The organism is Agrobacterium genomosp. 13 str. CFBP 6927, from assembly GCA_900012615.1.
Taxonomy (GTDB): Bacteria; Pseudomonadota; Alphaproteobacteria; order Rhizobiales; family Rhizobiaceae; genus Agrobacterium.
The window spans coordinates 1,287,684-1,306,208 of the sequence record LT009756.1 but is presented as its reverse complement, the minus strand read 5'-3'; the positions used below and the strand labels follow the sequence as shown (position 1 = coordinate 1,306,208).

The following is an 18,525-nucleotide window of genomic DNA, read 5'->3' as shown; positions in this document are numbered from 1 at the left end:
CACCGATGACGGCCAGCGCTTATGATGACAACAATATCTTCGCGAAAATCCTGCGCGGCGAAATTCCGAGCCACAAGCTTTACGAGGACGAACATACGCTGGCCTTCATGGATGTGATGCCACAGGCCCCCGGCCACCTGCTCGTCGTTCCCAAGACCGGCTCCCGCAACCTGCTCGATGCCGACCCGGAAGTGCTGGCGAGAACCATTCCCGTGGTGCAGAAACTGGCCGTGGCGGCCAAGGAAGCCTTCGATGCGGATGGCGTCTTCATCGCCCAGTTCAACGAACCGGCGGCTGGGCAGACCGTTTTTCACCTGCATTTCCACGTCATTCCGCGCAAGGAAGGCGAGCCGCTGAAGCCGCATTCCGGTGTGATGGCCGATGGCGAGGTGTTGAAAGCCCATGCGGAGAAGATAAAGGCGGCGCTTGCTTCCTGATAGCTGCCTCGCATGTGACGTCATCCTCGGCCTTGTGCCGAGGATCCAACCACGTATCTGAAATCAATCGGTTGCAGATGCTCGGGACAGGCCGAGCATGACGAAGGAGAGGTTTTCGGACTGATCATTCCGGATAACGGTAAGCATTCCGTTCCGGCCAAGGCCAGCCTTCAAGCACCGCCATATCCGGCCGGAAAATCTCCACCTTCAGCGGATAACAGGCTGCCGTATCGCTGGAATGGGTGGCGCTGCAATCGCCGCCCGGGCAGGCGGAAAGAGCGCCGATGAGATCGATTTCCGCAAAGAATTCCAGATAGTCACCCGGCCGCACCGGGCTTGCTTTCATGAAATATTGGTGTGTGTCGTGGGTGAAACCCGTGCACATGAAGACGTTCAGCACATCATGTACATGCGGCTCTGCCTGCCGGAACGACAGGCCGCTGGCGGAGGCGAGCGCATTGGTCAGATTGGAATGGCAGCAATGGTGGTAATCGCCGCCGCTCAGGAGCTTGTTGGTATAGGGATCGCAGCGTGTGCCGATCACGTCATGAACGCCGCCGCCGTCTTCGTCGAAGCCGTACCATGACAGGGTATCGTGGGTGATGGTCGCCATCGGCCGCAGGGACGGCAGGTTGCTCCACAACCGGTTGCCGACGGAAACATGGGTGGCATGCAGGGCGCGGGTCTTCCCGCTGAAAAACCGTTCGGTCAGATCATTGGCGTTCCAGAGGTTGAGATCGCCGACCTGCGGCCCCTCAATGCTGACGATGCGGAAAAAATGCCCCTTCGGCACATTGAAGCTGCGGCCGTCGCGTGGGGGCACGATGACCTCGTCGATCTTCTCCATATGCTTCTTTGCCTTCTCGAGAAGCGCAAGGTCGGGCGCCTCAAGGGTGCCGTTCGGATAAACGACGACGGGGCGGACAGCGCGGCGCGTGGCGGCGTCAACGGGCTCGGCGGCAACAGGCATAGGGGTCATGAAATCCTCGGAGCAATATAGATGTCGGCGCGAAACTGCGGCATGAATGGGCGGCTGGCAAGACGGGTTTTTCTTGCGCTCAGACCAAGTTTTACTTAGCCTTGGCGATATGAAACTGCCACCGCTCGCCACCCTCCGCGCCTTTGAAGCCGCCGCCAGAAGAGCAAGCTTTTCCCTGGCCGCGCAGGAACTCGGCATGACGGCAACTGCCGTCAGCCAACATGTGCGCAATCTGGAGGCGTGGCTCGGCGTGGCTCTTTTCGAGCGCCACGCGCGCGGGGTCAGGCTCACCCCGGCGGGCCAAGAGTTCGGCATCACAGTTTCGGACGGTTTACGACAGATCGCCTCCGGCGCGCAAAGGATCAGGCGGGGCAGCGACGGCATGACGGTCCGTCTCGCCAGCCTGCCTTCGGTGGTGGCCCATTTCCTGACACCGCGCCTTCCCCGTTTCCGGGCGCTGCATCCCCAGATACAGGTGTCGATCAGCTATTATATCGGAGGAAATGATCAACCCGATCTCAGCATAATACACGGGCCAACGCCCGCACAAAAAGCCGTGGCGCTCTTCAGCGCCGAGACACGACCGACATGCGCGCCTGCCTATCTCGCGAAATCCGGTCCCTTCGATGACGCCTCGAGCCTGCTGCAGGCGGAATTGCTGCATGACCACAGCGAGACGGCGTGGCGGAACTGGCTTGCAACTGCTGACCTATCCCTTCCCAAGACCACCGGTCCCATCTTCGCGGATTTCAATCTGCTGGTCACCGCCCTCAAGGCTGGACAGGGCATCGGCCTTTGCCCGACGGCACTTCTTGGCGACGAGATCGCCGATGGTCAATTGAGCGTGCTTTCCGATCGGGCGGCCGATACGGACAAATATTACTGGCTGATAGAGGCGGACGAGATGACCGCGCCTGCCCGCATCCTGTCGGACTGGCTTGTTGCTGAGGCCCGTGAGAGCGGAACGCGCGGCAATTATTCCGCCGCCAATATCTGAGCAGGAGCTATAACCTTCCCAGCCGCCAGTTCTTTTGCCGAAAGCCAGTCAAGCAGGCGGGCTGAGGCGGCACAGACGATGACGAAAGCGACAAGACCACCAAAAATATCCGAGAGATGGTGTCCGCCCTGGACCAGAACGGCCGGCAGCATCAAAAGGTTCAGTGGCAGGATCACCGCCACTACCAACCTATGGCGCGGGACGAACCATACGGACATAGCCGCCATGAAGGTGTGGAACGACGGGAAGCTAATCAAGCCCAATACGTTACGCGGCGATATATACGCTACACCATCCTGACCCATCCTTGCGACCTCACGCGCGTATGAGGGATCAAGCGCTATAGGAATAGTTTCCATTACCCATTGCGGTAAATCATAGTAGGCCGCTGCTCCATAGGTCGGAAAAAATATCCAGAAGACAATGCTGACAAAGGCTCCAAGTACACCAGTCACAAGAAAATGGTGTAACTTCCGGTCTTTGCCGGTAAAGCCGAGAATTATGATTATGGCCAGAAGCTGCGGCAGCGATGTCGCATAAACGAAGAACAGGATTTTTCCGATCCATGGGTGTGTCGCCGCCCATAGGACGATGCCTGTCCAGCTGTAACCGAAAGCCGCATCCACGCGGAAGAGCACATGATCAATCGTCGGGAAAGCGACGGGCAGGAACATGTAGTTAAACACCGAGGCGACAAGCGTGAAGAGAATGAACAGGCCGCCCGCAATCAGGGCAGCGGCAATGCGAAGATCACGCCCGCTTTTGCGATAGAATTGACCGAGGATGAAAACGCCAGCGCCCGCCAGCGCGCATAAAAAATATCCGGCGTAATCGACCCTGATGCCTTTGACGGCGATCAAAGCCGCATCGATGGCGAATAATATGGCGATAAAGCCAAGTACAAAACGTTCTGCCGCGAATAGCCGCATGGATTTGGCCCCTGTTTAGTCAGTGGCAAACTAGGGCAACAGGCTTAATATTCGGATAAGGAGAGTATTAAAAACCGAGCACCAGCAATCCACCGGCCAAAAGCAGGATCGGAACGGCGACGCCGACGATGACGCGCTGGCCGGCCAACAGGAATGCGGCAAAGCCGAGTGCCGCCGCTCCGATACGCAGCCATAAAGGCGACGCTTCGAGCGACCCGGTCGGGAACACGATCAGCTTGGCGGTAACGGCCATGACGAGCGCGGTGGCGACCGCCCTCACCCAGTGAAGCGCCTCCGAATCCTCCTTCAGCCGATTGCCGGCGAGAACGCCCAGCCAGCGCCAGAGATCGGTCGCCAGCCAGCCGGCAATGGCGATGAAGAGATAGGGCGCCCACCAGTTTTCAGTCATCATGGCTCGCTCTCCGGTGAAACGGGTTTGATCCTGCGGCGGAAGACGAAGCGGTCGATCAGATAGGCGGCAGTTCCGCCGCCTATCCCGGCATAGAGAATGTCGAATTCGGGTGCGATCACCGCGAAGACCGGACCTGCGATCACGCCGATGACAAAGGCGACCTTGACGACGGAATGGCGGGCCGACGCCCAGATCGACGCCACGAAATAGACCGGTGTGAGAAAGAACAGGACGCCGGCGACCAGCGGCGGAAAGGCCGCGACGACGCCGTAACAAAGGCCGACGATGATCGCATTGACGACGGTAAGCGTGATGCCGAAACCGGCGAACCAGGCAGCACGCGCCTCACGCGGCACTTTCGAGAGGTTCTGCGTGGCGAAAACCCAGGCCGTGATTGCAACGAAGTGGGAAAGAAACAGCAAAATCCATGTCGGCGTCTTCGCGCCGCGCATTTCCGGAACGATGGAAGCGACCATCGGCATCATCCGCACCGATGACAGCGTTACCGCCAGAAAACAGGCGGCGAGATTGGCGCCGCCGACCATGGAGCCGATCAGGATCATCTTGGCCGGCAAGGCCCAGATCGTCAGTGTCATGAACACGGCTTCGCCGCGCGCAACGCCTGATTCCAGCGCGAAGGCGCTGAAACCGACAAAGGATGTCATGAGAATGAGCGAGGGCAGCGAGAATATGCCCCGCATTCCCCTGAAAAACCAGCCGCTCAGGGGGATGGCATCGCTGTCGGCAGTCTGCATTGCTGATCCACTATGCATGAAAATGCCGGGCCTCCGCCCGGCATCGGTTTATATCTTTGTTTCCACGCATTTTCCGAATGTAAAGATGCTGCGCATTTTTACCGGAAATGCTCCAAGGACCGCGATCACTTCTTCTTCGGCACTTTCGGCACCGTATTGGCCTTGCGGCGTGGCTTGTTATCCTCGCCCGACTTGTCGGTCTCGGCCACAAGAATCTCCGCCTCTTCATTGGCTTTTGCCGCCTTCGAGGCGGGTTTCGCCTTGGCTTTCGCCTTGCCGGGCGATTTGGCCGCCTTCAACTCGGCTTCCGGCTGTGGCTTCACGGGCGCTGTCTCCGGCAGAACCTCGAGTATGAGGCCGTCGGAGCCGTCGTCCTTCTTGCCGACGGTGACGCTGACGACACCGCCCTTCTTGAGCTTGCCGAAGAGAATTTCGTTGGCGAGCGGCTTCTTGATGTTTTCCTGGATTACGCGAGACAGCGGGCGAGCGCCCATCTTCTCGTCGTAACCCTTTTCCGCCAGCCAGGAAATCGCGTCCTCATGCAGATCGAAGGTGACATTCCGCTCGGAAAGCTGGGTTTCCAGCTGCATGACGAACTTCTGCACGACCTTGTGGATGACGGCGGTCGGCAGCGGCGAGAACGGAATGATCGCATCCAGACGGTTGCGGAATTCCGGGGTGAACAGGCGGTTGATCGCCTCTTCATCCTCGCCTGTGCGCCGCGAAGAACCGAAACCGATGGCGGATTTCGCCATTTCGGATGCACCCGCATTGGTCGTCATGATGAGGATGACGTTGCGGAAGTCGATCTTCTTGCCATTATGGTCGGTCAGCGAGCCATGGTCCATCACCTGCAACAGGATGTTGTAGATATCCGGATGCGCCTTTTCGATTTCGTCCAGCAGCACCACGGAATGCGGATGCTGGTCGACGCCATCGGTCAGCAGACCGCCCTGATCGAAGCCGACATAACCGGGAGGTGCGCCGAGCAGGCGCGACACGGTATGACGCTCCATATATTCCGACATGTCAAAGCGCAGCATCTCGACGCCGAGCGAGGCGGCAAGCTGCTTGGCCACTTCCGTCTTGCCCACGCCCGTTGGGCCGGAGAAGACATAGGAGCCGATCGGCTTGTTCGGTTCGCGCAGGCCGGCGCGGGCCAGCTTGATGGCGGTGGCAAGCGCCTCAATGGCGATGTCCTGACCGTAAACGACCGAGCGCAGTTCCTTTTCGAGGTTGGCGAGAACCATCTCGTCATCCTTGGAGACTGTCTTCGGGGGAATGCGGGCCATCGTCGCGATGGTTGCCTCGATTTCCCGTTCGGTGATCAGCTTGCGGCGCTTGGAAGCCGGCAGCAGCATCTGCGCCGCACCGGTCTCGTCGATCACGTCGATCGCCTTGTCCGGCAGCTTGCGGTCGGAAATGTAGCGGGCCGACAGTTCGACGGCAGCCTTGATCGCCTCGTTGGAATATCTCAGGTGATGATAATCCTCGAAGTAAGGCTTCAGCCCCTTCATGATCGCGATCGCATCATCGATGGAAGGCTCGTTGACGTCGATCTTCTGGAAACGGCGCACGAGTGCACGGTCCTTTTCGAAGAACTGCCGGTATTCCTTGTAGGTGGTCGAGCCGATGCAGCGGATCGCGCCCGACGACAGGGCCGGCTTCAGCAGGTTCGATGCATCCATCGCGCCGCCGGAGGTGGCACCCGCACCGATGACGGTGTGGATTTCGTCGATGAACAGAACCGCGCCCGGAAACTCCTCGAGTTCCTTGACGACCTGCTTCAGACGCTCCTCGAAATCACCGCGATAACGGGTTCCGGCAAGCAGCGTGCCCATGTCGAGCGAGAAGATCGTGTCGTTGGCGAGAGCCTCCGGCACCTTGCCTTCGACGATGCGCTTGGCGAGGCCTTCGGCGATGGCGGTCTTGCCCACGCCGGGATCACCCACATAAAGCGGGTTGTTCTTGGAGCGACGGCAGAGGATCTGGATGGTGCGGTTGACCTCTTCATGGCGGCCGATCAGCGGGTCGATCTTGCCGTTCCTCGCCTTGTCGTTGAGGTTGACGCAATAGGCCTTCAGCGCATCCTGCTGCTTCTTGGCGGAAGATCCCTCTTCCTCGGGATTGCTGCGGCTCGCCTTGTTTTCGCTTTCGGGCTCATCGGCGCCGCGCGGCGTGCGCGTCTGCGACGTGCCCGGACGCTTGCCAATGCCGTGGGAGATGTAGTTGACCGCGTCGTAACGGGTCATCTCCTGCTCCTGCAGGAAATAGGCGGCATGGCTTTCGCGCTCGGCGAAAATGGCCACAAGCACGTTCGCGCCGGTCACTTCCTCGCGGCCGGACGATTGCACGTGGATCACAGCCCGCTGGATGACCCGCTGGAAGCCGGATGTGGGCTTGGAATCCTCGTCGTAACCGGTGACGAGGTTGGTCAGTTCGTTGTCGACGTAATCGCTGACGGTCTTGCGCAGCGCATCGAGATCGACATTGCAGGCGCCCATCACGGCGGCGGCATCCGCGTCGTCGATCAGCGCCAGAAGTAGATGTTCAAGCGTCGCATATTCGTGGTGACGCTCATTCGCAAAGGTCAGTGCCTGGTGCAGCGCCTTCTCGAGACTTGGGGAAAAAGTTGGCACGTTGCGATCCTCATTTCTTTTCCATGACGCATTGCAGCGGATGCTGGTGCTGTCGGGCGAAATCCATGACCTGGCTTACTTTCGTCTCTGCGACCTCATATGTAAACACCCCGCATTCGCCCACGCCGTGCTGGTGCACGTGCAGCATGATACGGGTCGCCGCTTCGCGATCCTTCTGGAAAAAACGCTCCAGAATATGGATGACGAACTCCATAGGAGTGTAGTCGTCATTCAGTAAAAGAACACGGTACAAATTCGGTCTTTTCGTCTTTGGCTTGACGCGGGTAATAACGGACGTTCCGCGGTTGGTGCCGCCGTCTTCCCCGTCGCCCTCGCCCTGCATGTAGATCGGCCTAGCGATCATCTTTCATCATTCTCCAAACCGTTCTCAAACCGACAGTTCTTTGCCAGGAGGGAGAACTTCGCCTCTTCATATCTAGGTCGTTAAGACGCGATTTTAAGCCCCTTGCGAAACGGTGCAATCACTATTGCGTTTGCGAAGAGGCAAACCTCGGGAAAAGTGCGGATGTGGAGGCAGCCAGGGCTCAAGGAAGACAAGCGCCCACGGCAGCGACGCGTTTTTCAGACCGGATGCAAACGGGTGCGGCAGGTCGCGGCGCAGCCGAATCCGCTTCACCGCCGCCGGCCTTAATCCTTGTCGTCGAGCATTTCCCGAACGGCGATGGCGAGCTGCTTCAGCGAGAACGGTTTCGGCAGGAAACCGAACTTGGCGTCCGCCGGCAGGTTTTTCGCGAAGGCATCCTCGGCATAACCTGAAACGAAGATGAATTTCAGGTCGGGATAGGATTTGCGCAGCTCCCTCAGCAGCGACGGACCGTCCATTTCCGGCATCACCACATCGGATACGACGATGTCGACCTTGCCTTCCAGCTCCTCCATCACCTCCAGCGCCTCGGTGCCGGAGCCCGCCTCGTGCACGGTGTAACCGCGTGTTTCCAGCATGCGCTTGCCGCCGCGCCGCACGGCCTCCTCGTCCTCCACCAGAAGGACGACGGCGGAATTGCCGGTCAGGTCGAGCGGCTCTTCCTTCACCGGCTCCGGCGCCGCCACGGGCGCAAGCGCCGCCTCGCCGTGCTGCTGCCCATTGGCCTGAACGGCCTCAACCACATGGCGCGGCAGGTAAATGCGGAAGGCGGTTCCCTTGCCCACTTCCGATTCGGGATAAATATAGCCGCCCGACTGCTTGACGATACCGTAGACCATCGACAGGCCAAGGCCCGTGCCCTTGCCAACTTCCTTGGTGGTGAAGAAGGGCTCGAAAATCTTGTCCATGATTTCCGGCGGAATACCCGTGCCATTATCGGCAACTTCCACCATCACCATGTCTTCAGCCGGGAATTCGGGACGGCCAAGGGCTGCGATTTCCTTGGCGTCGACGTTCCGCGTCCTGATGCTGATCTTGCCGCCATCAGGCATGGCATCACGCGCATTGACGCAGAGATTGATGAGCACCTGCTCGAATTGCGACAGGTCGGTCTTTACCGGCCAGAGATCGCGGCCATAATCCACCTCCAGCTTGACGTTGGTGCCGGAGATCAGCCGATCCACCAGCATGCGCAGATCGCCGATCACGTCGGTCAGGTTGAGGATTGCCGGGCGCATGGTCTGCTTGCGCGAGAACGCCAGAAGCTGGCGCACCAGCACGGCCGCGCGGTTGGCGTTGCGCTTGATCTCCATGAGGTCGGCGAAGCTTGGGTCGGCAGGCCGCGCCTGCAGAAGCAGATGATCGGACGAGAGCAGGATGGCGGTCAGCACATTGTTGAAGTCGTGGGCGATGCCACCCGCCAGCGTGCCGACGGCATTCATCTTCTGCGTCTGCGCCATCTGGGTTTCGAGCGCCTTCTGCTCCGTCACCTCGATGGCATAAACGATGGCCACCTCTTCCGGCGCCTCGTCGTCCTGGTCGATCACGGCATTGACGTAGAAACGGAAATGCCGGCCCTCGTCGCTCGGATGGCGGGAATCGAACGGGGCGATGTCTCCCTGACGGTCCTTGGCTTCGGCCAGCGCCTGTTCCAGCCGGGGTTTTTCATTGTCGTGGATGATGGTTTCGAGCGCAATGCCGCGATCGATATCGTCACGCCCGACCACACCTGAGAACAGCTTGAGGAAGGGCGCGTTGATACGCAGGATGCGGCCCTCTCCGTCAAGCGAGGCAATCGCCATCGGCGTATTGTTGAAGAAGCGCGTAAAGCGCATGGCGGAGGATGATTCCGTATCCTCCTGGCCCTTGGGGCGCATCAGAACGATGGTCCGGCTCTCGCCCGGCGCACCATCCTTGGAGGTGACCTGATGCACGAGGCGGGCCGGCATGCTCTGGCCGTTCACCCGGCGCATGTCGAGGTCGAGGATTTCCGTGCGCTTGGTGCTTCCCTGCGGGTGCACGGATTCGATCAGCGCCATGCCCTCGCCGGCGACGATGTCGGACACCGTCATCGAGCCGGGAGAAAATTGTGCCAGATCGATGCCAAGCCATTCGGACAGGGTGGCATTGAGATAAACGATTTCGCCCTTGCGGCCTGCGGAGAAGAAACCGGCCGGCGCATGGTCGAGATAGTCTATGGCGCTTTGCAATTCGCGGAAGAATCGCTCCTGATCCTCACGCTCCGGCGTGATATCGGCGATCTGGAAAACGTGCAGCCCCTCACCGCCCGCATCCTTCAGCACCCGCCCTTTCAGCCTGTACCAGTGCGGCCCGGCAGCGGCATCCTCGCCGAGCGGCTTCAGCAGCCGGAACTCTTCGTAACCGTCACGGCCTTCCCGCAGCACATTGATGAGCCGGTAAAGGGCCTCCGTCGATTCCCGGCTACGCGACAACAGCGTCTCCAGGCTCTGTATATCGCTTGCCTTGGAGGTGCCGCTCATACGGCAATAGGTGGCGTTGGCGTAGACCATATGGCCCTTGGCATCGGTGATCAGCGTGCCTTCCGGGTGGGCCGACAGGAAACGGCGGGCAAGCCCGTCCGACTGCGACTGCGGCATGACCTCGATGAAACCGATGATCGACGAGACCAGAAAGAAAATGCCCATCATCGCCAGCACGCCGAGAATGCCGAGCACAATCTCGTTTTCCAGCGAATCCTTGAAATAGACGAAGGCGGCCGCAGCCGCGATCAGCACCAGCGCCAGAAGCAGAATCCGCAACACCGTGCCGGAACGGGCACGCCTGTCCACCAGCGGAAGGTCGTTGTCGCTTGTCTCGCGCACCCGTGTCATCTTGGCCTCGCAGTCGTGCAGGTCGTCATTCGGTCAGCCACATTTCCGAGACGGAATCGGGCAGCAGAATTTCTTGTAGCAACTCGCTTGACCATCAAAAAGCTCCGCGGGGACACAAAGGCTTAAAAACGCACAGAGAAACGACCCGAAAGGCGCAATGGACAAGGCTTTCCGGCGATGAGGGAACCGAAAGCCCTGCCAACCGGTTTTGCGTTTCAAACGGGCAAAGGCGGATAAACCTTGTATCGCGCCTAAAAAAATCGTCTTTTCCTGCTTAACGTTCACACTATAAGAACCACGGCAATATTAATTGCTCGAAAAAATCTGAAGGGACGATCTCCATGATGGATGATTTTATCGGGACCTATGGAAACAACCTCATCGTCGCCGTTGTCGGTGTGGGTGTGGCGCTGCTGGTGCTGGCGATTGCTCTGTGGCTTCTGCGCAGGCGCAGCGGTTCGGCCCCCTTTATCCGGGGTGGACGCAATCGGCAGCCGCGCCTGCAGGTTCTCGATGCGACGGCCGTGGATGCGCGTCGCCGCCTCGTGCTGGTGCGACGCGACAATGTCGAGCATCTGGTGATGATCGGCGGTCCAACCGATATCGTCATCGAAAGCGGCATCGGCGCGATCCCGATCGTGCGGGACGTACAGGAACCGGAACTGAAGGCGCTGCCGCGCCAGGAGAGCGACGTAAAAAAGGCCGAGCCGGCTATCCCGCAGGAGCGCCGCGCGGCCCTGCCGCAACAACAGCCTGTAGCGACGGTCGCTCCCGCTACCGCAACCGAAGAACCCGTAAAACAGCCGCAACGGCCTGAGCAGCCTGCCCCGGCGCCCCGCCCCGCACCTGCCCCGGTTTCAGCCGCACCGCTACCGCCACGCCCGTCGACACCGCAGCAACCGGTTTCCGCCGCGCCTTCGGTTGCCCGCGAGCCTGCACCGCCTGTAAGGCAGGCAGCCCCCGAGAGGGAGATTGCCCGCCCCGTCCCTTCACCGGCACCTGCACCAACACCGGTACCCGCACCGGTTACCGCGGCCACACCGGCAGTCGCCGTTCTGCCGGTTGCCGCTGCCTCGCTCGATATGGCGGCAGAACCGACCGACCAGAGGCGAGCCGAGCCTTTCGCGCCTGCGCCTGCGCCGGCCCCGGTCACGCCTCCCGTTACCGTACAGGCAAGGGCGCCAGAGGAACGGCCAGCGGTGCCCGCGCCACAGGTTTTTGCCGCGCGTGAGCCTGTCATCGACCAAACGAATGCCGCCGATTTTCTGGACGCCGCACGCGAGCGTGTTCTGCCCGGGCTGAAACCCGGAGACAATACGCCGCCGGCGCCCTTCCCGCCGCAGCCCGAAAATCCGCCTATCGTCTCCGCTGACGCCGAACCCAGATTTTCCGATGACCTTGCCAGCGATTTCGAGAGCTTTCTCGAAGCCGAAATAGCCAAGAGCAAGGACGCCGAGAAAGAGCCGGAAATTGCTGCGGCAGCGGAAAAGCAGCCCAAGACCCAGCCCGCCTCTCCGCCTGTTACCGGCGCGACACCGGATGGTGATATGCAGAAGGAAATGGCGCGTATCTTCGGTGAGCTTTCGGTCACCCGCGATCGCTGACGGGCCGGGGTCCGTTAGACGGATCGATTTGAAAGCAAAAAGGGCGCGGAAATAATTCCACGCCCTTTTTCATTTGTGTAATTTTCACCGACCGGTTCGCTGTGATAACCGGAGAGCTCTCCATCTTACTCGTCGCGGTAGACTTTTTCGCGACGCTCGTGACGCTCCTGCGCCTCAATGGACAGGGTCGCTATAGGGCGGGCGTCAAGACGCTTGAGGCCGATAGGCTCACCCGTTTCCTCACAGTAACCGTAGGTGCCGTCTTCGATCCGCTGAAGGGCCGCATCGATCTTTGAGATCAGCTTGCGCTGGCGGTCCCGGGCGCGAAGTTCGATCGCCCTGTCTGTTTCGGAAGATGCCCGATCCGCGAGATCGGGGTGGTTGGCGCTTTCTTCGGCGAGATGTCCGAGGGTCTCGCGCGCTTCTCTAAGGATGTCATTTTTCCAGGCGACCAGCTTCGCGCGGAAGTAGGCACGCTGGCTGGCATTCATGAACTCGTCGTCTTCCGAGAGTACATATTTGCTAAGATCGATCTTCTCACTCAACGCGATTCTCCTCGAAGAACATCTCAATGCGGCGGTGTATACTCCAATGATATAGGCCGGTTCAAGTCTACAGATCAGTTTTCAGGCATTTTTAAAACTGACATAAAAATCATCTAAATGACTAATTTTTATCCTTTATTGGCGTGGAAGCGATCTCTTCTTCGATCACTTAGACGCGACTTGCCAACAGGAAAGAGGACTTGCGGTCCCGTGAGCCTATCCTGTAGCATTCGGACCGTGCCTAGAGTTTCGAACGCCGGTCCCTGCCCTTGACAGATCATCACCCGAAGCGAGTTTACCTTCTGCGCCACGCCAAGGCCGCCTGGGCGGCGCCGGGAGAGCGCGATTTCGACCGGGGATTGAACGAGGCGGGTTTCGCCGAGGCGGAGATCATCGCCGATCTTGCCGCCGACCGGCACTACCGCCCTGACATGCTTCTGTCATCGACGGCCGCGCGCTGCCGGCAGACCACGCAGGCCTGGCAACGCGCCTTCAATGAAGGCATCGACATCGGCTATGTCGATGAAATGTACAATGCGCGCAGCGAAACCTATCTCTCCCTCATTGCCGCACAAACGGATGTGCAATCCGTGATGCTGGTCGGACACAATCCCACCATGGAGGCGACGCTGGAGGCGATGATCGGCGAGGATCTGCTGCATGCCGCCCTGCCTTCCGGCTTTCCGACATCGGGGCTTGCCGTGCTCGATCACGACGACGGCGTCGGAAACGGCAGGAATCGCTGGCGGCTCGTCGATTTCCTGTCACCAGGCAGATAGCCAAAGGCTGCCGTGGCTGCGGGAGTGCTAAACGCGATGTCGTTGAAAATCCACGGGGTCGCTTCTTTTTTGGGCAGCCACGCATTCCTATATTGCAGCCGTGATCGTGAAACACAGCCGGGAAACTGCCATTGCCGCCTTCTCTTACGTCCCTGACGGACAGTGCGCTCATCGCATTCGATAATCTGGCCGACCGTGCGAGCAGCCTCACCCACCCGACATTGCGGCTTGGCGTCACCGGTCTTTCGCGGGCGGGAAAGACGGTCTTCATTTCCTCCCTCGTCCACAATCTTCTGAATGGTGGCCGCCTGCCGCTGTTTGAAGCCATGCGGTCTGGCCGGGTCTCGAATGTGCGCCTCGAACCGCAGCCGGACGACGCCATTCCCCGTTTTCAATACGAGGACCATATTCAGGCGCTGGTGCGCGACCGGCTCTGGCCCGATTCGACGCGGGCAATATCCGAACTGCGGATCACGCTGGACTACCAGAGTGCCAGCGGCTGGGGCCGGTGGTTTTCGGCCGGCAAGCTCTCCATCGATATCGTCGACTATCCCGGCGAATGGCTGCTCGACCTGCCGCTTCTGTCGCAGGATTACAGGCAATTCAGCGACGCAACCGTCGCACTCGCCGGAACCGGCATCCGTTCCGAGCTGGCGCAGGAATGGCTGGCGATCGCTTCGTCTCTCGATATCAACGCCCCTGCCGACGAGATGACGGCGCGACGTCTGGCCGAAAGTTTCGCAGCCTATCTGAAAGCCTGCAAATCCGACGAAAGATCGCTCTCCACCCTGCCGCCGGGGCGTCTTTTGATGCCGGGGGATCTGGAAGGATCGCCGGCGCTGACCTTCGCGCCCCTGCCCGGCCTGACGGATGAGAAAGCACCGAAGGGTTCGCTGCGCGCCATGATGGAGCGGCGCTACGACGCCTATAAATCGATCGTGGTGAAACCCTTCTTCCGCGAGCATTTCGCCCGCCTCGACCGGCAGATCGTGCTGATCGACACGCTTCAGGCGGTCAATCGCGGCCCGGAAGCCGTGCAGGATCTGGAACGGGCGCTGGGCGATGTTCTCGCCTGTTTCCGCCCCGGGACCAACAGCCTCCTGTCGTCTCTCATCGGCCGGCGCATCGACAAGGTGCTGATTGCCGCCACCAAGGCCGACCACCTGCACCATGAAAGCCATGACCGGCTGGAGCGGCTCACCCGCCGTCTGGTGGACCGCGCCATCACCACCATCGGCATGAATGGCGCCGGCATAGAGGTCATGGCGCTGGCTTCCGTGCGTGCAACGCGGGAAGCGACCGTGCGGCAGGATGGCCACGAATTGCCCGTCATCGTCGGCACACCAATGGCCGGTGAGACCATCAATGGCGAAACCTTCGATGGCAACCGCAAGACGGCGATCTTTCCCGGCGATCTGCCTGATGATCCCGAGCCGCTGTTCCGCAGCATTGACAGGGATGGCGACAACGCGACATTGCCCGACGTCAATGTCGTGCGTTTCCGGCCGCCCAATGTCGACGAGCCGGGCAGCGGCGGTATAAGGCTTTCCGTGCCCCATATCAGGCTTGATCGCGCCATGCAGTTCCTGTTCGGAGACAAGCTCGCATGAAGGTTCCCACTCCCAATGATTCGCAGGCTCGCCGCCCGGCAGCTTTCACGCTCGAGACGGAAGAGACGGCACGGCCATCCGCGACGCAGAAACGTGCCCCGCGCAGCTTCGGCGCCGAGATTTCACTGACGCCCGACGAAGACGATCCGTTTCTCGCGCCGGAAGAAATCGATGCAGCCGCCTTGCCGGTGGCGACGCCGAAGAAAAGCCGATTCTCCTTCGGCAAACTCGCACTCGGCGCATTGGGCGTGTTGTTCTCGCTTGCCTTCGGGCTCTGGGCGGATCAGCTTATCCGCAACCTGTTTTCCCGCTCAGACTGGCTTGGCTACACGGCGACCATCGCGCTTATCGTTGCGCTTCTGGCCGTTCTCGTCCTCGTCGGGCGGGAAGTCTTTGGAATCATGCGGCTCAATGCCGTGCAATCCTTGAAGGCTGATGCGGAAACGGCAAGCCTCGACAAGAGCCCGAAACCCGCCCGCGCCATCGTCACACGCCTCAATGCCGTCCTCTCCCACCGGGCCGAAACGGCCAAGGGACGTGCGGCGCTGAAGGAAACGGAAAACGATGTGATCGACGGCCCACATCTGATCGAGCTTGCCGAACGTGAATTGCTGGTGCCGCTCGACCGGCAGGCGCGCGCCCTGATCCTCAATTCCTCCAAACGCGTCTCCGTCGTCACCGCCGTCAGCCCGCGTGCAATCGTTGATCTCGCTTACGTGCTGTTTGAGGTGACACGGCTGGTGCGGGCCATGGCGGAGCTTTACGGCGGCCGTCCCGGCACGCTTGGCATGTTGCGGCTGCTGAAGGATGTCGTCGCCCACCTCGCCGTGACGGGATCGATTGCCGTCGGCGACGGCCTTGCCCAGCAGGTTCTCGGTCACGGTCTTGCCTCGAAACTCTCGGCGCGACTCGGCGAAGGTGTCATCAACGGCCTGATGACGGCGCGAATCGGCATTGCGGCCATGGATCTGTGCCGTCCGTTGCCGTTCAGGGCCGTGAAGCGTCCGGGGATCGGCGATTTCATGTCCGACCTGACGCCCGATTTAAGCGGCGGAAAAAGCGGTGAAAAAGCCTGAGTGGCAAGACATGAGCGGTTCAAAAAGGTTACGGACGAAGCCGCAAATGAGAGCGAAATAAACCAAGCATTAACCATTCCGCCGGTAGATTGCGGCCTATCGAACAGGCTTCTTCGCCGGGGAAAGTATCATGTATTCGCGCTTCTTTTCGCTTGTGGGCGGACTTGCCGCCATATTGTCCGTCAGCGGCGGTTTCGGCCTGTCTGACGTCCATGCCGCATCGCGCGACCGCGACGACGTCTTCTTCCGCTCCGTGGCCGGCAGCTGGAAAGGCCCGGGCGAAATCGTCGCCGGCAAATACAAGGGCACCAAATTTACCTGTGATCTGACCGGCGAACCACTTGATGACAAGCAGACCGGCATCAAGCTCGGCGGCACCTGCCGCGTCGGCGTTTTCAGCCAGCCCATGTCCGCCGTCATCAGCCAGAAGGGCAACTCTTACGAGGGCAAGTTCCTCGACGGTGCAGAAGGCAAGGGGCTGGACATCACCTCCGGACAGGTCAGCGGCGACAAGGTCGTTGTCGGCATCAACCGCGCCAAGCTCAATGGTGCGATGGTCGCGCGTGTCTCCAGCGACAATTCGATGAATATCACCATTTCCGTCAAGGTCGCCGACCAGATGATCCCGGTCATCGGCGTGACGCTGGCGCGTGACATCGACCAGATGGCCGTCGGTTCGATCAAGCCGTAACGGCTGCAGCCTCTTTACTCATCACCGAGCGGGAGTGTCCACCACTCCCGCTTTTCGTTTGCGCGGATGATGCCCGTCCTGTCCGCCTGCTGAAGCCATTCCAGGACGGATTTGCCTTTGACTTCAAGATCGGGCGCGATGTCGGCAAGCGGCATCAGCACAAAAGCTCGCTCCGTCATGCGCGGATGCGGCACTTCGATGCTTTCCGTTACGAGAGACTCATTCCCAAAGGTCAGCACATCGATATCGATGGTGCGCGGACCCCAGCGCTCCGTCCGCACCCGCTTCATGCCCTTTTCAATATCGAGGCATAATTTTAACAGCGAAGGCGCCGCAAGCGAGGTTTCCACCAGGGCGCAGCAGTTGAAAAAATCCGCCTGATCCGTCTTGCCCCACGGTGGCGTGCGGTAAAGGCCAGAGACGGCCAACAGGCGGCAATCGCCATGCGTGTCCAGTTCGCGCAGGGCTCTCGCCATCGCGGCGGCGGGATTGCCGATGTTGCCGCCGAGTCCCAGGGTAGCGACGGTCGTCTTTTCAGGCACGGTGTTCAACGCTCACCTGCGCATAGTCCAGAATGCCGGGAACGGGCGCGGAGGGTTTGCGCACCGTTATTCGCAGCCAGACGATTTGCGGATAACGCTCGCGCAGCGCCTTGCAGATGTCATTCGCCAAGGCTTCGATGAGATAGCGGCGCTGGCCGACGACGATCTTTTCGATGACGGCGAAGGCGACGCCATAATCGACGGTATTTTCGATCTCATCGGTTTCCAGCGCATCGCCCGCCTCGACCTCCATCTCGGCATCGACGAAAAAGCGCTGGCCCAGCACCTCCTCCTGCTCGAGAAGGCCATGACGGGCGAAAAAGGAACAGTTTTTCAGGATGATGGTATAGCGGCTCATCGCATCGCCTCCATGGCAGGACTGTTTCGCCAGAAAGCCGCACCACTTTCGGGACGCGGCATTCCGGCACTCATTGATCTACGCATCGGCCTTTGCCGACGTTTTGGCAAGAACCGCATCGGCGATTGCCAGCGCATCACGTGTCGCGGCAACATTGTGCACGCGAAAAATCGAAGCGCCCGCCAGCCTCAGGATCGCGGTGGTTGCAGCCGTTCCGATATCGCGTTCCTCAGCCGCATCCCGGCCCGTCAGCGACCCGATGAAACGCTTGCGCGACGTGCCGGCCAGAACCGGCAGTTCGAAAGCAGCCAGTTCGCCGAAACGCGCCATCAGCGCGACATTTTCACTCTCGTCCTTCGCAAAACCAAAACCCGGATCGAGCGCGATGGCGTCACGGGCAATACCCGCATCCTCGGCGATCTCGAGCGAGCGATTGAGGAATTCGAACTGATCCTCGATCACATCGGCAAGCTTCTGCCGGTCGCGGCCGGTATGCATGATGCAGACGCCGGCGCGGGTGGCGGCGACCACACCAGCCATTTCCGCGTCTTTCTGCAGGCCAAAGACGTCATTGACGATATGTGCACCTGTCCCGATCGCCAGCCGCGCTGTCGAAGCGCGATAGGTATCGACGGAAATCAGCACATCCGTCTCGCGGCGCAATTTCTCGATGACGGGCAACACCCGGTCCTGTTCCTCGGCTTCCGTTACTGCGGCCGCACCCGGCCGGGTGGATTCCCCGCCTATATCGATGATGTCGGCGCCCTCCTCCACACAGCTCAGCGCATGGGAAAAAGCCGCATCGACGGCGAGATAACGGCCGCCATCGGAAAAGGAATCGGGCGTGGCATTGACGATGGCCATAATACGGCCACGCCCATCAAGTTTCAGGGAGCGACCATGGGCCGCTTGCCACACATTGCTGCCGGCTGTTA

The 18,525-nt window shown here is 60.3% G+C and carries 18 protein-coding genes; 7 read left to right on the top strand and 11 right to left on the bottom strand.

Annotation, left to right across the window (positions count from 1 at the left end; translation table 11 throughout):
• Positions 1–5: 5 nt before the first annotated feature.
• Positions 6–437, top strand: coding sequence for an HIT family protein (locus AGR13A_RS06485; protein WP_003496252.1), 432 nt, complete (start codon positions 6–8; stop codon positions 435–437).
• Between the two features lie 124 nt (positions 438–561).
• Here AGR13A_RS06485 and AGR13A_RS06480 read toward each other — a convergent pair whose 3' ends face one another.
• Positions 562–1,416 carry an urea carboxylase-associated family protein gene (locus AGR13A_RS06480; protein ID WP_080834264.1) on the bottom strand — a complete coding sequence of 285 codons (855 nt, stop codon included), beginning with the start codon at positions 1,414–1,416 and terminating at the stop codon, positions 562–564.
• 109 nt (positions 1,417–1,525) lie between these two features.
• Here AGR13A_RS06480 and AGR13A_RS06475 point away from each other — a divergent pair, with 109 nt between their 5' ends.
• Positions 1,526–2,413, top strand: a complete 888-nt coding sequence (locus AGR13A_RS06475) for a LysR family transcriptional regulator (protein ID WP_080834261.1) — start codon at positions 1,526–1,528, stop codon at positions 2,411–2,413.
• Here the strand turns inward: AGR13A_RS06475 and AGR13A_RS06470 are convergent.
• The 6 genes from AGR13A_RS06470 to cckA form a co-directional block, all read right to left on the bottom strand.
• The gene (locus tag AGR13A_RS06470; RefSeq protein WP_080834259.1) at positions 2,392–3,342 is read right to left on the bottom strand and encodes a phosphatase PAP2 family protein; all 951 of its coding nucleotides are present in this window, start codon (positions 3,340–3,342) and stop codon (positions 2,392–2,394) included. The two genes, AGR13A_RS06475 and AGR13A_RS06470, sit on opposite strands and share 22 nt — an antisense overlap.
• A 67-nt stretch (positions 3,343–3,409) precedes the next feature.
• Positions 3,410–3,754 carry an AzlD domain-containing protein gene (locus tag AGR13A_RS06465; RefSeq protein ID WP_035217523.1) on the bottom strand — a complete coding sequence of 115 codons (345 nt, stop codon included), beginning with the start codon at positions 3,752–3,754 and terminating at the stop codon, positions 3,410–3,412.
• Positions 3,751–4,509 carry an AzlC family ABC transporter permease gene (locus tag AGR13A_RS06460; RefSeq protein ID WP_080834256.1) on the bottom strand — a complete coding sequence of 253 codons (759 nt, stop codon included), beginning with the start codon at positions 4,507–4,509 and terminating at the stop codon, positions 3,751–3,753. Before AGR13A_RS06460 ends, AGR13A_RS06465 begins: the two co-directional genes overlap by 4 nt.
• Before the next feature lie 125 nt (positions 4,510–4,634).
• Positions 4,635–7,148 carry an ATP-dependent Clp protease ATP-binding subunit ClpA gene (gene clpA / locus AGR13A_RS06455; RefSeq protein WP_080834254.1) on the bottom strand — a complete coding sequence of 838 codons (2,514 nt, stop codon included), beginning with the start codon at positions 7,146–7,148 and terminating at the stop codon, positions 4,635–4,637.
• Between the two features lie 10 nt (positions 7,149–7,158).
• The gene (clpS, locus tag AGR13A_RS06450; RefSeq protein WP_046800247.1) at positions 7,159–7,512 is read right to left on the bottom strand and encodes an ATP-dependent Clp protease adapter ClpS; all 354 of its coding nucleotides are present in this window, start codon (positions 7,510–7,512) and stop codon (positions 7,159–7,161) included.
• A 284-nt stretch (positions 7,513–7,796) separates the two neighbouring features.
• Positions 7,797–10,385 carry a cell cycle histidine kinase CckA gene (gene cckA / locus AGR13A_RS06445; protein ID WP_080834252.1) on the bottom strand — a complete coding sequence of 863 codons (2,589 nt, stop codon included), beginning with the start codon at positions 10,383–10,385 and terminating at the stop codon, positions 7,797–7,799.
• Between the two features lie 341 nt (positions 10,386–10,726).
• Between cckA and AGR13A_RS06440 the strand changes: the two genes are divergently transcribed.
• Positions 10,727–11,989 carry a flagellar biosynthetic protein FliO gene (locus tag AGR13A_RS06440; protein ID WP_080834250.1) on the top strand — a complete coding sequence of 421 codons (1,263 nt, stop codon included), beginning with the start codon at positions 10,727–10,729 and terminating at the stop codon, positions 11,987–11,989.
• A 125-nt stretch (positions 11,990–12,114) separates the two neighbouring features.
• Here AGR13A_RS06440 and dksA read toward each other — a convergent pair whose 3' ends face one another.
• Entirely contained in the window at positions 12,115–12,534 is a 420-nt protein-coding gene (dksA, locus tag AGR13A_RS06435; RefSeq protein ID WP_003496274.1) for an RNA polymerase-binding protein DksA, read from the bottom strand.
• A 302-nt stretch (positions 12,535–12,836) separates the two neighbouring features.
• Here dksA and AGR13A_RS06430 point away from each other — a divergent pair, with 302 nt between their 5' ends.
• The 4 genes from AGR13A_RS06430 (at position 12,837) to AGR13A_RS06415 (ending at position 16,690) form a co-directional block, all read left to right on the top strand.
• Positions 12,837–13,313, top strand: a complete 477-nt coding sequence (locus AGR13A_RS06430) for a SixA phosphatase family protein (protein WP_051795914.1) — start codon at positions 12,837–12,839, stop codon at positions 13,311–13,313.
• A 131-nt stretch (positions 13,314–13,444) separates the two neighbouring features.
• Positions 13,445–14,923, top strand: a complete 1,479-nt coding sequence (locus AGR13A_RS06425) for a YcjX family protein (RefSeq protein ID WP_080834248.1) — start codon at positions 13,445–13,447, stop codon at positions 14,921–14,923.
• The gene (locus tag AGR13A_RS06420) at positions 14,920–15,999 is read left to right on the top strand and encodes a YcjF family protein (protein WP_035217535.1); all 1,080 of its coding nucleotides are present in this window, start codon (positions 14,920–14,922) and stop codon (positions 15,997–15,999) included. The genes AGR13A_RS06425 and AGR13A_RS06420 overlap by 4 nt, the downstream gene beginning before the upstream one ends.
• 130 nt (positions 16,000–16,129) lie before the next feature.
• A complete protein-coding gene (locus AGR13A_RS06415) occupies positions 16,130–16,690 on the top strand; it encodes a hypothetical protein (protein WP_035217538.1) in 561 nt (186 codons plus the stop codon).
• A 14-nt stretch (positions 16,691–16,704) separates the two neighbouring features.
• Here the strand turns inward: AGR13A_RS06415 and folK are convergent, their stop codons facing one another.
• The 3 genes from folK to folP form a co-directional block, all read right to left on the bottom strand.
• Positions 16,705–17,241 carry a 2-amino-4-hydroxy-6-hydroxymethyldihydropteridine diphosphokinase gene (gene folK / locus AGR13A_RS06410; protein ID WP_167377422.1) on the bottom strand — a complete coding sequence of 179 codons (537 nt, stop codon included), beginning with the start codon at positions 17,239–17,241 and terminating at the stop codon, positions 16,705–16,707.
• Positions 17,225–17,590, bottom strand: coding sequence for a dihydroneopterin aldolase (folB, locus tag AGR13A_RS06405; RefSeq protein ID WP_035217542.1), 366 nt, complete (start codon positions 17,588–17,590; stop codon positions 17,225–17,227). The genes folK and folB overlap by 17 nt, the downstream gene beginning before the upstream one ends.
• 78 nt (positions 17,591–17,668) lie before the next feature.
• Positions 17,669–18,454, bottom strand: coding sequence for a dihydropteroate synthase (gene folP, locus AGR13A_RS06400; RefSeq protein ID WP_080834246.1), 786 nt, complete (start codon positions 18,452–18,454; stop codon positions 17,669–17,671).
• Positions 18,455–18,525: the final 71 nt, after the last annotated feature.

Coding starts and splice junctions, on each gene's coding strand:
- AGR13A_RS06420 (WP_035217535.1), top strand. CDS start 14,920: ATGAAGGTTCCCACTCCCAATGATTCGCAGGCTCGCCGCCCGGCAGCT.
- AGR13A_RS06485 (WP_003496252.1), top strand. CDS start 6: ATGACGGCCAGCGCTTATGATGACAACAATATCTTCGCGAAAATCCTG.
- folP (WP_080834246.1), bottom strand. CDS start 18,454: ATGGCCATCGTCAATGCCACGCCCGATTCCTTTTCCGATGGCGGCCGT.
- AGR13A_RS06465 (WP_035217523.1), bottom strand. CDS start 3,754: ATGATGACTGAAAACTGGTGGGCGCCCTATCTCTTCATCGCCATTGCC.
- AGR13A_RS06470 (WP_080834259.1), bottom strand. CDS start 3,342: ATGCGGCTATTCGCGGCAGAACGTTTTGTACTTGGCTTTATCGCCATA.
- cckA (WP_080834252.1), bottom strand. CDS start 10,385: ATGACACGGGTGCGCGAGACAAGCGACAACGACCTTCCGCTGGTGGAC.
- AGR13A_RS06475 (WP_080834261.1), top strand. CDS start 1,526: ATGAAACTGCCACCGCTCGCCACCCTCCGCGCCTTTGAAGCCGCCGCC.
- clpS (WP_046800247.1), bottom strand. CDS start 7,512: ATGATCGCTAGGCCGATCTACATGCAGGGCGAGGGCGACGGGGAAGAC.
- AGR13A_RS06440 (WP_080834250.1), top strand. CDS start 10,727: ATGATGGATGATTTTATCGGGACCTATGGAAACAACCTCATCGTCGCC.
- AGR13A_RS06480 (WP_080834264.1), bottom strand. CDS start 1,416: ATGACCCCTATGCCTGTTGCCGCCGAGCCCGTTGACGCCGCCACGCGC.
- AGR13A_RS06460 (WP_080834256.1), bottom strand. CDS start 4,509: ATGCAGACTGCCGACAGCGATGCCATCCCCCTGAGCGGCTGGTTTTTC.
- folB (WP_035217542.1), bottom strand. CDS start 17,590: ATGAGCCGCTATACCATCATCCTGAAAAACTGTTCCTTTTTCGCCCGT.
- AGR13A_RS06415 (WP_035217538.1), top strand. CDS start 16,130: ATGTATTCGCGCTTCTTTTCGCTTGTGGGCGGACTTGCCGCCATATTG.